The sequence below is a fragment of the Micropruina sp. genome (genome assembly GCF_047602385.1).
Taxonomy (GTDB): Bacteria; Actinomycetota; Actinomycetes; order Propionibacteriales; family Propionibacteriaceae; genus Micropruina.
Genome location: NZ_JASGHL010000001.1, coordinates 177,177 through 190,316 on the forward strand (window position 1 = coordinate 177,177; position 13,140 = coordinate 190,316).

Annotated in this window: 12 protein-coding genes; 5 read left to right on the top strand and 7 right to left on the bottom strand. The window is 70.7% G+C overall.

From position 1 onward, the window contains the following. Positions 1-199 precede the first annotated feature (199 nt). The 3 genes from QM711_RS00835 to QM711_RS00845 are packed head-to-tail and all read left to right on the top strand — an operon-like array spanning position 200 to position 2,450. On the top strand, positions 200-448 hold the full coding sequence (locus tag QM711_RS00835) for a hypothetical protein (RefSeq protein ID WP_415095829.1): 249 nt from the start codon (positions 200-202) through the stop codon (positions 446-448). 2 nt (positions 449-450) lie between these two features. Beyond that, positions 451-1,572, top strand: coding sequence for a JmjC domain-containing protein (locus tag QM711_RS00840; RefSeq protein WP_415095830.1), 1,122 nt, complete (start codon positions 451-453; stop codon positions 1,570-1,572). Further along, entirely contained in the window at positions 1,569-2,450 is an 882-nt protein-coding gene (locus QM711_RS00845; RefSeq protein WP_415095831.1) for a sucrase ferredoxin, read from the top strand. Before QM711_RS00840 ends, QM711_RS00845 begins: the two co-directional genes overlap by 4 nt. Positions 2,451-2,859: 409 nt before the next feature. On the opposite strand, the gene QM711_RS00850 is transcribed toward QM711_RS00845, so the two are convergent. After that, complete coding sequence (locus tag QM711_RS00850) at positions 2,860-3,540, bottom strand: response regulator (RefSeq protein ID WP_415095832.1); 681 nt, start codon at positions 3,538-3,540, stop codon at positions 2,860-2,862. A 4-nt stretch (positions 3,541-3,544) separates the two neighbouring features. Next, entirely contained in the window at positions 3,545-5,278 is a 1,734-nt protein-coding gene (locus QM711_RS00855) for an ATP-binding protein (RefSeq protein WP_415095833.1), read from the bottom strand. Positions 5,279-5,535: 257 nt separating this feature from the next. Between QM711_RS00855 and QM711_RS00860 the strand changes: the two genes are divergently transcribed. Further along, positions 5,536-6,939: a CitMHS family transporter gene (locus tag QM711_RS00860; RefSeq protein WP_415095834.1), complete on the top strand. Its 1,404-nt coding sequence runs from the start codon at positions 5,536-5,538 to the stop codon at positions 6,937-6,939. Here QM711_RS00860 and QM711_RS00865 read toward each other — a convergent pair whose 3' ends face one another. The 5 genes from QM711_RS00865 to QM711_RS00885 all read right to left on the bottom strand — a co-directional run bounded on the left by QM711_RS00865 (position 6,940) and on the right by QM711_RS00885 (position 11,938). Continuing rightward, positions 6,940-8,139 (bottom strand): MFS transporter, encoded by a 1,200-nt coding sequence (locus QM711_RS00865; protein ID WP_415095835.1) that lies wholly within the window; start codon positions 8,137-8,139, stop codon positions 6,940-6,942. It abuts the gene before it with no gap. Next, positions 8,136-8,804: a GntR family transcriptional regulator gene (locus tag QM711_RS00870; protein WP_415095836.1), complete on the bottom strand. Its 669-nt coding sequence runs from the start codon at positions 8,802-8,804 to the stop codon at positions 8,136-8,138. The genes QM711_RS00865 and QM711_RS00870 overlap by 4 nt, the downstream gene beginning before the upstream one ends. A 217-nt stretch (positions 8,805-9,021) precedes the next feature. After that, positions 9,022-9,837, bottom strand: a complete 816-nt coding sequence (locus QM711_RS00875; protein WP_415095837.1) for an ABC transporter ATP-binding protein — start codon at positions 9,835-9,837, stop codon at positions 9,022-9,024. Next, a complete protein-coding gene (locus tag QM711_RS00880) occupies positions 9,834-10,889 on the bottom strand; it encodes a FecCD family ABC transporter permease (protein WP_415095838.1) in 1,056 nt (351 codons plus the stop codon). The genes QM711_RS00875 and QM711_RS00880 overlap by 4 nt, the downstream gene beginning before the upstream one ends. Then, positions 10,886-11,938: a FecCD family ABC transporter permease gene (locus tag QM711_RS00885; protein WP_415095839.1), complete on the bottom strand. Its 1,053-nt coding sequence runs from the start codon at positions 11,936-11,938 to the stop codon at positions 10,886-10,888. Before QM711_RS00885 ends, QM711_RS00880 begins: the two co-directional genes overlap by 4 nt. A gap of 92 nt (positions 11,939-12,030) precedes the next feature. On the opposite strand from QM711_RS00885, the gene QM711_RS00890 reads away from it, so the two are divergent. Next, on the top strand, positions 12,031-13,032 hold the full coding sequence (locus QM711_RS00890) for an iron-siderophore ABC transporter substrate-binding protein (RefSeq protein WP_415095840.1): 1,002 nt from the start codon (positions 12,031-12,033) through the stop codon (positions 13,030-13,032). The last annotated feature ends 108 nt before the right edge of the window (positions 13,033-13,140 follow it).

A 13,140-nucleotide genomic window follows, 5' to 3' on the forward strand; every position in this document is an offset into this window, starting at 1 on the left:
CGTTGGGGCCGTGGCGGTTGGTTAGCCTTGCCTAACCTTAGCCACAGTATTCCCTCGGTGTCCGACATTTTGCGCACGTCCAGGTTGAGACCGGTCGTGCACCGCGCACACCCGGTCGGGGCTGTTCGCCCGGTCGAGCCCGGACTACAGTCGCAGGCGTAGCCCCGCCGCGCTCCGCGGCCCGACCCGAAGGAGTGAGATGAGCGAGACCCCGAGGGAGTCCCTCACCGACGACGAGATCCTGACCGACGGCGTCCCGGGAACGGATCCGGTCGGCGATGCCGATGGTGTCGACGGCGGCGATGCGGACAGCGTTGATGGTGACGGCACCGACGGTGTGGACGGCGATACCGGTGACGCCGACGGCGTGGACGGCGACGGAACCGATGGTGACAGCACCGACGGGGTGGACGGCGATACCGGCGACGCCGACGGGGTAGACGCCTGAGCATGGATCCACTCGGTCTGCTCTCCGGCGATCCCGGCACCTTCGTCGAGGAGGTCTGGGGTCGCCGGATCCTCGTCCACGAGGTCGAGCCCGGCCTGCTCGAGGGCATCTTCGGCATCGACCAGGCCGATCACCTGATCACCGAGACTGCCCTGCGCACCCCGCAGCTGCGGCTGGCCAAGAACGGCTCGGTGCTGCCGGAATCCCGGTTCACCAGGTACGCGACCATCGCCGGCAAGCAGCTGACCGGGCTGGTTGACGCCCGCAAGCTGCTGGACGAGTTCGCCGGGGGAGCGACCATCGTCTTCCAGGGCCTGCAGCGCTACTGGCAGCCGTTGCGGGCCCTCGTCCGCGGCCTGGAGGAACAGCTCGGGCATCCCTGCCAGGCGAACGCCTACCTGACCCCGCCCGGCTCCCAGGGCTTCGCGCTGCATTCCGACACCCACGACGTCTTCGTCTTCCAGACCTTCGGCGCCAAGGAGTGGGAGGTGCACGACGAGGCCGGAGCCCACCAGGTGATGATGGTGCCCGGCACCTCCATGTACCTGCCGACCGGCACGCCGCACGCGGCGCGCACCCAGGCCACCGCGTCCCTGCACGTCACGCTGGGGATCAACCGCTATCTGTGGCGCGACCTGCTGAAACGCGTGGTCGACCCATTGCTGGAGCGGGCGGACGAGCCGCTGCCGGCAGCCCTGTTCACGGACCCGGACGGCCTGGCCGCCGCACTCCGGGAACGTCTCGCCGGCCTGGCCGACGCCGTCCGGGACGCCGATGCCGACGCGGTGGTGCGCCGGCACGAACGAGCTTTCGCCACCGGACGCCAGCCGCTGCTCGGCGGGGCACTGCTCGACGTGCTGGACGCCCCCGCGGTCACAGCCGACACAGTGCTGCGCCGGCGTCCGGGCAGCACCTGCCTGCTGCGTCCGGACGGCGATCGGCTGCTGGTGCTGCTCGGCGACCGGCAGGTCAGCCTGCCGGCCCGGATCCGGCCCGCGATCGAGGCCGTGCTGGCCCGCGACCGGTTGACCCCCGCCGAGTTGCACGACCACCTGGACCAGGCCGGTGCGCTGGTGCTGGCCCGCCGGCTGGTCCGTGAGGGGCTCCTGGAAGTCGTCCGGTGAGCGTCCGCTGCTCGGTGGCCAGCGAGCAGCGTGGCGAACCGCTGGCCGGCACGGCCTCCACGGTGCGGCACTTCCTGCTGCTGGAGGATCCCGGCCCGTGGGGTCCGGAGATCCTACGCAGCCGGCGGCTGCCCGGCCCGGTGCGGGAACCGCTGCGGCACTGGCAGCGTGACTTCGGCGTCCGGCCGTTGCTGATCCGGCGGCCCGGGCGGTACCTGGCCGGGCCGCGCCGGATCTTCGTGGTCAACGCCCGCTACGGCTGGTGCGAGACCACCACCGTCTCCGATCTCGCCGAGGTCGCCGACCTGGACCTGAGCGGCATTCGTGGCGGCGCCGGGGTCGGGCTGACTCCGCACCCGGACCCGGTCCTGCTGGTCTGCACCCACGGCCGGCACGATGCCTGCTGCGCCGAACGCGGACGTCCGCTGGCCGCCGCCCTCGGTGCCTCCTGGCCGGAACTCACCTGGGAGTCGTCCCACCTGGGCGGTGATCGGTTCGCGGCCAACCTGCTGGTGCTGCCGGACGCCCACTGCTACGGACGGCTCACCCCCGAGGACGGTCCGGACGTCGTGGCCGACCACCTCGCCGGCCGGGTCACCCTGGAGCGGTACCGGGGCCATTGCAGCGTGCCCTGGCCAGAGCAGGCCGCCGAGCACGTCCTGCGGGAGCGGCTCGGTCTGCGTGACCTGGACGCGGTGCGCGTCCGGCGGCTGCGCCGGGACGGCACGCTGTTCTCGGTCACCCTGGCCGCCGGTGGGCGGACCTACCGGGTGGACGTCCGGCACGGCGCCCGAGCACCGGAGCTGTTGACCTGCCAGAGCACCCAGCCCTCCGGTGCCGTCGCCTACGACCTGGTCGCCTTCACCCGGCTCAACTGATCACAGGGGCCCGCCGGTTGAGCCTGTTGAAACCACCTCGTTGGTCGAGTTCGTCGAGGCCTGAATCTGGGTCCTCGTCGGCCGAGGTCTCGACAAGCTCGACCAGCGAGTGGGTGGTCGCCAGGGAAGCACTTGTCGAGACCTGGGTTCTCGTCGGTCGGTCGAGCCTGTCGAGACCTGAAGCTGGGTCCTGGTCGGCCGGGGTCTCGACAAGCTCGACCAGCGAGTGGGTGGTCGCCAGGGAAGCACTTGTCGAGACCTGGGTTCTCGTCGGTCGAGCTTGTCGAGACCTGAGCCGGGGTCCTCGTTGGGGGTTTCGACAAGCTCAACCCGCAAGCGTCGACAAGCTCAACCCGCAGGCGTCGACACGCTCGACCCACGAGCGCGACACGCTCAACCCAGGTAGGCGTTAGGAGAGCATCCGCATCCGATAGGTGACCTCCGGGCGTCCGGCCCGACCGTAGACCGGCACCCGTTCGCACCCGCCGGTGTCGGCCAGGTGCTCCAGGTAGCGCCGCGCGGTGACCCGGGACGCCCCGATGATCTCGGCCGCCCGGCTGGCCGACAGCCCGTCGGGTTCGGCGCGGATCGCCGAACGGATCGCCGCCATCGTCTCGTTGGACATGCCCTTGGCCAACTGCTGTCCGGCCGGATCGCGCAGGGCAGCCAGGGCGGCGTCGATCTCGCCCTGGTCGAGCACCTCGCGGTCGCCGGTCGCGGCCGCGGCGAACGACGCGTAGTGCAGCAGCTTTGCCCGCAAGGTCGCGAACGCGAACGGCTTGATCACGTAATGCACCGCGCCGCTGCGGACGGCTTCACGGATCGAGGGCACATCGCGGGAGGCGGTCAGCACCATGATGTCGGGTCCTTGCCGCATCGCCTGCAAGGCGCGGGCGACCTCCAGCCCGTGCATGCCGGGCATGTCGAGATCGAGCAGGACGAGGTCGACGCCACCGTCGGCGCACCGACGCAGCGCGCCCGCGCCGTCCAGTTCGATGCCGACCACCTCGAAGCCGGGGACGCGCTGCACGTACAGGCTGTGTCCCTCGGCCACCACCGGCTGGTCGTCGACCACCAGCACCCTGATCACCGGGTCATTCTCCCGAACCGGGTCCGGGCAGCGGAACCCGCACCACGAACCGCCACGGGTCCCTCCGGACGTTGATCGAGCCACCCAGCCGTCGCAGCGCCCCACTCACCAGGGACAGCCCGAGACCGCGTCCATGCGGCCGAAGCTCGTGCTGGGCGGGCTTGGTGCTCCAGCCGCGGGTGAAGATCCGGTCCAGATCCGCGGGGTCGACCCCAGCACCGGAGTCACTGATCTCCAGCACCAGAACGGGATCGTCGCCGGCGGGCAGGTCGTTCGCGTCGTCGCCGTCCGAACCCGGGCGGGCGCCGTCCAGCCGACCGGAGACCCGCACCCAGCGCTCGCCAGGCATTCCGGCGACCGCATCGATCGCGTTGTCGACCAGGTTCCCGACGATCACCAGGACGTCGGCGGCACGCTCACCGGTGCTCGGCACGTCCAGATCGTCGGCCAGCAGCAGTTCGACCCCGTGCTCGTGGGCCTGGGCCGACTTGCCCAGCAGCAGCGCCGCCAAAGGCGCGTCCTTGACGGCCTCCGTGACCGCCTCGACCTGCTCCTGGCTACTGGCGATGGTCGCGGTTGCGTAGGCAATCGCATCCTGGCCGCGGCCCAGCTCGACCAGCATGATCACCGTGTGCATCCGGTTGTCGGCCTCATGAGCCCGGCTGCGCAGCATCTCGCTGAAGGACCGCAGCGAGTCGATCTCTCCGGTCAGCCGGACGAGTTCGGTGCGATCCCGGAGCGTCGTCACCCAGCCGAGGTCCTCGCCGTCGAAGACGGCACGCTCACGGGTGACCACCAGCACCCGCCCGTCCTCGACGAACTGCTCGCCGTCACACTCGCGATCGGACGTCATCAACTCCATCAGCTCCGGGTCGAGCCACAGATCCGCGACCTGTCGGCCGGGCTCGATCTCAGGCATCCCGATCAGACTGCGGGCGTGGTCGTTGATCAACACCACAGTGCCGTCCTTGCCCACCATCACCAGACCGGCCCGCAGCGAGTGCAGCACAGCCTCGTAGTAGGTGTGCAGCCGCCGCAGGCCCACCGACCCCAGGCCGCGGGTCTGTCGGTGCAGCCGGCGGGCGATCGCCCAGGACCCGAGCAGACCGATGACCAGCGATCCCGCGGCGAACCAGATCACCGGGGCCGCCCGGTCCAAGGCGAGTTGGTTGACCGAGGTCATCGCGACCGCCACCGACACCAGAGCGACCACTTGGCCGGAGGCGTACCTGGCCGGCACCACGACCCGGACTGACGGGCCGAGGGTGCCGGTGAACTCCTCGACGACTTTGCCGCCTGCCCTGGCCGGCCGCCAGCTGCCGTTGTAGGGACCGCCGACCCGCTCGCCGGTGGGGTGCGTCCACCGGATGCCGTCCGGGGAGATCACGATGATGAACAGCAGGTTGTCGGCGGCTCGGATTCGCTCGATCGGGTCCCGAAGCGCGGCCGGCGGATCGGCGGAGCCGGCGGCGTCCACCAGCCAGGGTGACCCGGCCAGTGCGACCGCCGCGGCCTCGGCCCTGGCAACCGCCTCCGCCCGTGCGGTCTCGGTCGCCGATCGCACGGCCAGTAGCCAGATCGGCGCGATGGTGATGGCCAGCACGAGCACGATCAGCGAGAAGATCTGCGCCGAAACGCTCCACCTGTCCTGGGTGCCTGACCACAGTCCGTGACGCCGGGAGCCGACACGGCGGCGCAGCCCCTTGGAGGAGCCCCCCGATGCCGGCGCAGCAGCCATGCGCTCACTATCGCAAATCCGGACCCGGTCCGCCCCGGCCCCAGCTGGGCTCGATGCTCCAGCCCAGCCTCCGGTCCCGGCGCGGCGGCCGTCCGGCACCGGAGCCGCTGATCGGGCTCAGTGCCTCGGCATTCGTTCATTGTGTTCACGGCCAGGAGTATTGCCGCCTGTCCGAGCCCGGCCATACCCTCCCGGGGAGACGGACGAGGCAGTCCCCACCGCGTCCGAGGTGGCCGCTCGCAGTCGGCCGGGCGCTCATGCGCCGTTCCGAGGGTGTCTTCGAAGAGGAAGAGTGCGCGATGCTGGCGATGTTCGGACTGATCATCGTGGCCGGTTTCATGACGCTGATCATGACCAAGAGGGCCACCCCGTTCACCTCGCTGGTGCTGGTTCCCCTCGTGGTCGGCATCGTCGCCGCCTTCGTCACCGGCGCGTTCAAGTGGACGGACATCTTCAAATTCGCCATCGCCGGCATCAGCAGCAATGCCGAGCTGCAGATCACCGGGGTGGCGAACACGGCCGTGATGCTGCTGTTCGCGATCCTGTACTTCGGTCTGATGCTGACCGCCGGCCTGTTCGATCCGGTCGTCGCGTTCATTCTGCGGGTGGTCAAGGGTGACCCGTTGAAGGTGCTGGTCGGTACCGCCGTGCTGTCGCTGGCGGTGTCGGTGGACGGCGACGGCTCGACCACCACCCTGGTGGTGTGCTCGGCGATGATCCCGGTCTACCGCAAGCTGAAGATGAAGATGATGGACCTGGCGGTGTTGATCATCCTGGCCAACTCGATCATGAACCTGCTGCCCTGGGGTGGTCCGACCGCCCGGATCATCGCCGCGCTGAAGGTCGACGAGGGAGAGCTGCTGCGCCGGATCATTCCCGGCATGGTGCTGGCGGCGCTGTGGGTGGTGGGTGTGGCCGTGATCCGCGGGCTGGCCGAGCGCAAGCGGCTGGGGGTGGTGGACATCACCCCCGAGGAGCTCGCCGAGGTGGGCAAGACCACCCACCCCGAGGACGTCGACCTGGGCCGCGCGCACAAGGTCTGGTTCAACCTCGTGCTGACCATGGTGATGATGGTGGTGCTGATCTTCGGTGGCGAGCTGCCGTTCATCCCCAAAGTGAACGCCGCGCTGATCTTCGCGATCGGCTTCGCCCTGGCGCTGGTGATCAACTACGGCAACCTGGTCGATCAGCGCCGGGTGGTCGAGAAGTACGGCTCGTCGGCCGTCCAGGTGATCATCATGGTGCTGGCCGCCGGTGTGTTCATGGGCGTCCTGGCCGGCACCGGGATGAGCGGCGCGATGGGCCAGGCGCTGTCGGACTGGGTGCCGGACGCCCTGGGCTCGCACTGGCCGCTGGTCACTGCGATCGCTTCGGCGCCGGGCACCTTCCTGCTCAGCAACGACGCGTTCTACCTCGGCGTGCTGCCGGTGCTGAACCAGGTCGGCGTCCAGAACGGCTTCGCGCCGATGGACATCGCCATCGCCTCCACCGCCGGCCAGGCCTTTCACCTGCTCAGCCCGCTGGTCGGCTTCATCTACCTGCTGCTGAACCTGACCGGCGTCGAGATGGGCAAGTGGCAGATCACCTCGGCCAAGTGGGGGCTCGGCACCTTCGCCGCCTTCCTGCTGTGCATGTTCACCGTGGGCGGCGTCCCGCTCTGATCAGCCGGTGCCGGGCGTCCGTCGGTCGATCCGGTGGGCGAGCCCGGACACCGCCAGCACCCCGGCCGAGAACCACAGCGCACCGGCCGCGCCCAGCCAGCCGGTGCCGATCGCGGCCAGCGTCGGCAGCACCACCTGCCCGACCCGGTTCGACACCAGCCGCAGGGCCAGCGCGGCCCCACGCGCCGTGGCCGGAACCGACCGGACCACCAGGGTCATGGTCAAGGGCTGGCCGATGCCGAGCAGGAACCCGCCGATCAGGGCGGTCGGGATCAGCACCGCCATCGACGACACCGGCAGCGCGATGACGGCCAGCGCCACCCCCGAGCCGATCGTGCTCGCGGTGACCAGCAGGTCGTGGCCCCAGCGGGCGGCGAGCCGTCCGATCCCGATCCGCGAGGCCAGCGAGGCCGCGGCCCGCAGGCCGAGCAGCAACCCGACCGCGGTCGCATCGATGCCGCGGTCGTGCGCTACCAGCGGCAGGTAGGCGGTCAGGATGTCGACCGCGGTGAGCAGCGCCATGCTGGTCAGCAGTGCGCTGGCAACGCCGGGACGCCGGGTCAGCTCCAGGCTGCCGATCCGCTCCGCCGGATTCGGGGCGGGGCGGCGAGCGGGCTGCCGGGTGCGGACTGTCAGTCCGAGGCAGACCGCCAACGGGATTGCCGCGGCGGCGACGGCCGCGGCCAGCCCGGCCGCCCACGCCGAGCCCGCGACGCCGACCTGACCGGGACCCAGCGCGAAACCGGCCAGCAGCGGTCCGAGCAGCTGGCCGGCGGAGACCGACGCCGTCGTCCAGCCGAAGCCGGCGTCCAGTTCGTCGTCGGCGGCGATCTTGGCGACGTGGCCCTGCGCACCGACCATCAGCAGCACATGGGCGAACCCCAGTGCGGTGGAGGACGCCGCCACCGACAGCAGATCGGGGGCCAGCGCCAGCCAGGTGACCGCGGCGGCGCACAGCACGGTGCCGATCACCAGCAGCGTCAGGGTCCGGCCAGTCCGGTCAGTGAACCGGCCCAGCGGCATCGCTGCCAGCACCGACAGCACCGCGAACGCCGCCGCCGCGATGCCGACCTCGAATCCGCCGCCGCCCATCGCGATGGTCCGGTACGAGATCAGCGGACGCGCCGCGTGCAGCCCGGTCTGGGTGACGACCAGGGTCGCCAGTAGCAGCAGGAACTGGCGGCGTCCCCGGCCGCTCACCGGCCGTCCGCGGCGAGTTCGGCGATGACATTGCCGATCAGGCTGCGATCCACGTGCTCGAGCATGAGTGCGCGGGCGGCGACCGGATCGCCGGACGACACGGCGTCCGCGATCGCCGCGTGCTCGGCGCGGACCCGTTCGACGTGCTCGCGAGGACTGCTCCGGTGCCGCAGACCGAGCAGCCGGTAGCGATCGGAACGGTCCCAGAGGCCGTCCAGGATGGCGATCAGCGACGGGTTGTGCGACGCCTGGTAGACGGCCCGGTGGAAGGCGCGGTGGGCGTGCAGGGATTCGGCGGTGGCCTGGGCGGCCACCGGATGCAGGGCGTCCAGAGCGGAAGCGATGGCGGCGAGGTCGGCCTCTCCGCGGCGTTCGGCGGCGAGTTCGGCGGCGAACGGGTCGAGGACGCGGCGCAGGTCGAGCAGGTCTCGGGCTTCGGGTGCGGTCAGTTCGGTGACCATGGCGTCCCGGTGCGAGCTGAGCGTGACCAGGCCTTCGCCGGCCAGCTGCTTCAGGGCCTCGCGCAGCGGGGTGGTGCTGATGCCCAGCTCGGACGCCAGCCGCTCCTGCCCGATCGGGCCGCCGGGGATCAGTTCCTCGGCGAGGATGCGACGTTTCACCTCCGCGTAGGCGAACTGGCTCTTGCTGGGGAACGGAGTGGCCACCTGCACAGCCTATAGCCTATAGGCTGTGTTGCTCGACCCGGTTGGAGTCGTTGGACGAGCTTTGTCGAGCCCCCGGTGGCGCCGACCTAGTTCGTTGGTCGAGCTTGTCGAGACCCTTGCGACGGGTGGGTTCGTTGGGAGAGCTTGTCGAGACCCTCGGTGGAGCCGACCTGGTTTCGACAAGCTCAACCAGCGACAGGCTCAACCAGCGACAGGCTCAGCGCCAGTGCCCGTCCGTGGGCACGATCAGCGGTGTTCCCGAGGCCGGATCGTCGATCACCAGGCAGTTCAGCTCGAATACCTCGCGGACCAGTTCGACGGTCAGCACCTGCCCGGGCGGGCCGGCCGCGATCAGCCGTCCGGCCTTCATCACGATCAGGTGGGTGGCGTAGCGGGCGGCCTGGTTGAGGTCGTGCAGCACGGCGACGATGGTGGTGCCGTCGCGGTGCAGCCGGGCGAAGAGGTCGAGCATCTCGATCTGGTGGGTGAGGTCGAGGTAGGTGGTGGGCTCGTCGAGCAGCAGCACCGGGGTCTGTTGGGCGATCGCCATCGCCGCCCAGACCCGCTGCCGCTGGCCGCCGGAGAGCTCGGCCACCTCGCGGGTGGCCAGTTCGGCCACATTGGTGGCAGCCATGGCGGTGCGCACGGCGTCCTCGTCGGCAGGCGTCCACTGCCGGACCAGCTTCTGGTAGGGAAACCGGCCGCGGCTGACCAGGTCGACCACGGTGATCCCGTCCGGGGCGATGGACGACTGCGGCAGCAGCCCGACCTGACGGGCGAACTCCTTGGGCTTGTAGGCGTCCAGCGCGCGACCGTCCAGGGTGACCGCGCCCTCGGCCGGACGCAGCAGCCGCGACAGCGAACGCAGCAGGGTGCTCTTCCCGCAGGCGTTCGGTCCGATGATCACGGTGAACTCGCGATCGGGAATGTCGACGGTCAGGCCGGTGCTCACCACCCGCTGGTCGTAGCGCAGCGTGACGCCCTCGGCGCGCAACCGGGGCAGGCCGAGGCTTTCGTGGGCGGGGGAGGTCATGACCGGCTCCTCGCTTCGCGGACCAGCAGGGTGAGCAGATAGGCACCGCCGAGCACGACGGTGACGATGCCGACCGGAAGGTCGACGGGCAGGGTTTGCTGGGCGATCAGATCGGCGCTGAGCAGCACCAGGGCACCGACGGCAGCGGATGAGATCAGCGGGATGCCGGCGCTGCCGGCCAGCCTCCGGGCGACCTGGGGTGCGGCCAGCGCCACGAAGGCGATCGGGCCGGTGCTGGCCGTGACGATCGCCACCAGGGCAACAGCGAACAGCACCAGCCCGATCCGGACGCGCTCGACGGAGACTCCATGGGCGGCGGCCGAATCATCGCCGAGCTCCAACTGGCGCAAACCAGGAATCAGCAGCAGCCCAGGGCTGCACAGCAGCAATCCGACCATCGCGGGGACCAGCGTCGGCCAGCCCAGCAAAGAGATCGAGCCGGCGCCCCAGATCGCGGCCGCCATCGCCACGTCTTCTTGCGCCCGCAACAGCAGGAACAGGTTCGCGGCGTGCAGCATGGCGGTGACGGCGATGCCGACGATGATCAGCCGGAAGCCCTGCATGCCGCGCCGGTAGGCGAGCAGATAGACCACCACCGCGGTGAGCAGGCCACCGGCCAGTGCGCCGGCCGAGGCCGAGATCGCGCCCGCGCCGACCACGGTCAGCGCGATCAGCGCGCCGGTGTACGCGCCGGTGGCGAAGCCGATCACGTCCGGCGAACCGAGCGGATTGCGGGTCAGCGACTGGAAGACGGCGCCGGAGACGGCGAGCGCTGCCCCGAAGATCAGGGCGCCCAGCACCCGCGGCAGTCGCCAGTCGCGGACCACCGTGGAGGTGAAACTCCCGTCGGTGGCGAACAGCGCCTCAACCACCTCGGCCGGGCTGAGCGGCAGATCGCCGAGCCCGAGGGCGACCACGGCGAGCACCAGGGCGGCGACGACCACAATGCTGGCGACCAATAGTCCGCGGACCGGGGCCCAGCCGCCGAGCAGCGGCACCGGCACGCTGCCCGCACGGGGGTTGGCCGGGCGAGTGTCCGTGGCGGCGCTCACAGTTCGCTCGCCTTCCGGCGGCGGACCAGGAAGATCAGCACCGGCGCTCCGACCAGTGCGGTGACGATGCCGGCCGGCAGTTCGTCCTGGCCGAGGGCGACCCGTCCCAACACGTCCGCGACAAGCAGCAACGTCGGCGCGGCGAGCGCGGAGTAGCCGATGATCCAGCGCTGGTCCGGTCCGGTGAACCACCGGACGGCGTGCGGCACCATCAGCCCGACGAACGAGATCGGCCCGGCGAGGGCCGTGGCGGTGCCGGCCAGCAGCATCACCGCGGCCACCGCGAGGACGCGGGTGCGCAGCACGTTCGCGCCCAAGGCCGCGGCCAGGTCGTCGCCGAGCGCGATGGCGTTCAGCGACGAGCCGATGGCCAGCGCGATCCCCAGGCCGACCAGGACAGCGGGCGTCGCCCAGTTGAGCAGCCCGGCGTCCCGGTCGAGCAGTGAGCCGGATTCCCACGCCGTCATCGCGGCGAAGCGCTCACGGTCGGTCAGCACGATCGCCCGGGTGACGCCGGCCAGCACAGCCCCGAGCGCGACCCCGGCCAGGATCAGCCGGACCGGGCTGCCCCCGCCGCGGCCGAGCGAGCCGATCAGGTAGACCAGCAGGGACGCGCCGAAAGCGCCCAGGTAGGCCAGCGTGAGCGTCCCGAGGGCGCCGGACACGCCGAGCACGCCGGTCCCGATCGCCAGCGCGAAAGCGGCGCCGGCGTTCACGCCGAGGATGCCCGGGTCGGCCAGCGGGTTGCGGGTGACCGCCTGGATCAGGGCGCCCGCGACGCCCAGTGCCGCGCCGGCGACCAGGCCGACCAGCGTCCGCGGCACCCGCAGGTCGATCACCACCAGGGCGTTCTGGCCGGTGTCGTTGCCGAGCAGGATCTGCAGCACCTCGAGCGGGGGAATGGAGCGGGCGCCGATCGCCAGGCTCGCGATCACGGCGACCCCGAGGGCCGCCAGCAGCAGCAGCGCGCCGAGCGTCCGGCTGCCGGCTGAGTGAGTGGCGGTGACCGGGGGGCTCGCGGTGCCGGGGGGCGGACGGAGGGCGGTCACGGGGAAGATCATAGGCTAGCCTTACCTAAATTCTCGCCCGCTGCCGTCGCTGAGACCGCGGCGTCCATCATCCGCTCGACCGAAGGAAATACATGCGTATGCGAGCCCTCGCGGCATCCGTCGCGGCCGCCCTGCTGGCGGCACTGTCGGCTTGTTCGTCCACACCGCAAGCCACGCCGAGCGCCTCGGCCAGCCCGTCGGCCTCGGCATCGGCCGCGGGCGCGTTCCCGGCGACCGTGCCCACCAAATTCGGCGACATCACCGTGAAGGCGAAGCCGCTGCGGGTGGTGGCGCTGGGCTGGGCCGACGCCGAGACGGCGCTGGCGCTCGGCGTCCAGCCGGTCGGCGCGTCCGACTGGCTCGGCTTCGGCGGTGAGGGAGTCGGGCCGTGGGCGAAGGGCATGTACACCACCGCGCCCGAGATCATCGGCACCATGGAACCGTCCTACGAAAAGATCGCCAAGCTCAAGCCCGACCTGATCCTCGACGTGAAGAGCTCCGGCGACCAGGCCCGCTACGACCGGCTGAAGAGCATCGCGACGACCATCGGCGTCCCCACCGGTGGTGACAGCTACCTGACCACGCAGGAGCAGCAGGTGAGCATGATCGCCGCCGCTCTCGGTGAGCAAGAGAAGGGCAAGGCGCTGCTCAAGGAGGTGTCGGACGCCTTCGACGCGGCCGCTGCGGCCCACCCCGGCTGGAAGGGTAAGACGGTGACGGCCGCCACCAAGTCCGGCAGTGGCTGGGGTGCATACATCAAGGGCGCCGAGCGGGTCGCCTTCATGGAGAAGCTCGGCTTCGTCTTGAACCCGAAGATCGCCGCCATGAAGCCGGGCGCGACCGGCTTCTCGGTGAGCCTCTCCCCGGAGAACCTGGACACCATCGACGCCGACCTGATCGTCGCCTTCCCGATCTTCATCAAGACCCCCGAACTGACCGGTGACCCGGCCTGGAAGGCCGTCCCAGCGGTCAAGGCCGGGCGCGCCGTGGTGATCGACGGCGACCTCTCCGCCGCCTACTCGCTGGGCAGCACGATGGCCAGCAAGTACGCCATCGAGCGGCTGGCGCCCAAGCTCGAGGCTGTCGTCAAGTAGCCCTTCCCGGTTCCGCCCACCCCCACACCCACGCGCTCGCCGAACTACTTAGGGCTCGCTGAACTCAGCAAGCCCTGAATAGTTCGGCGAGCGTTTGGGTGTTGGGCG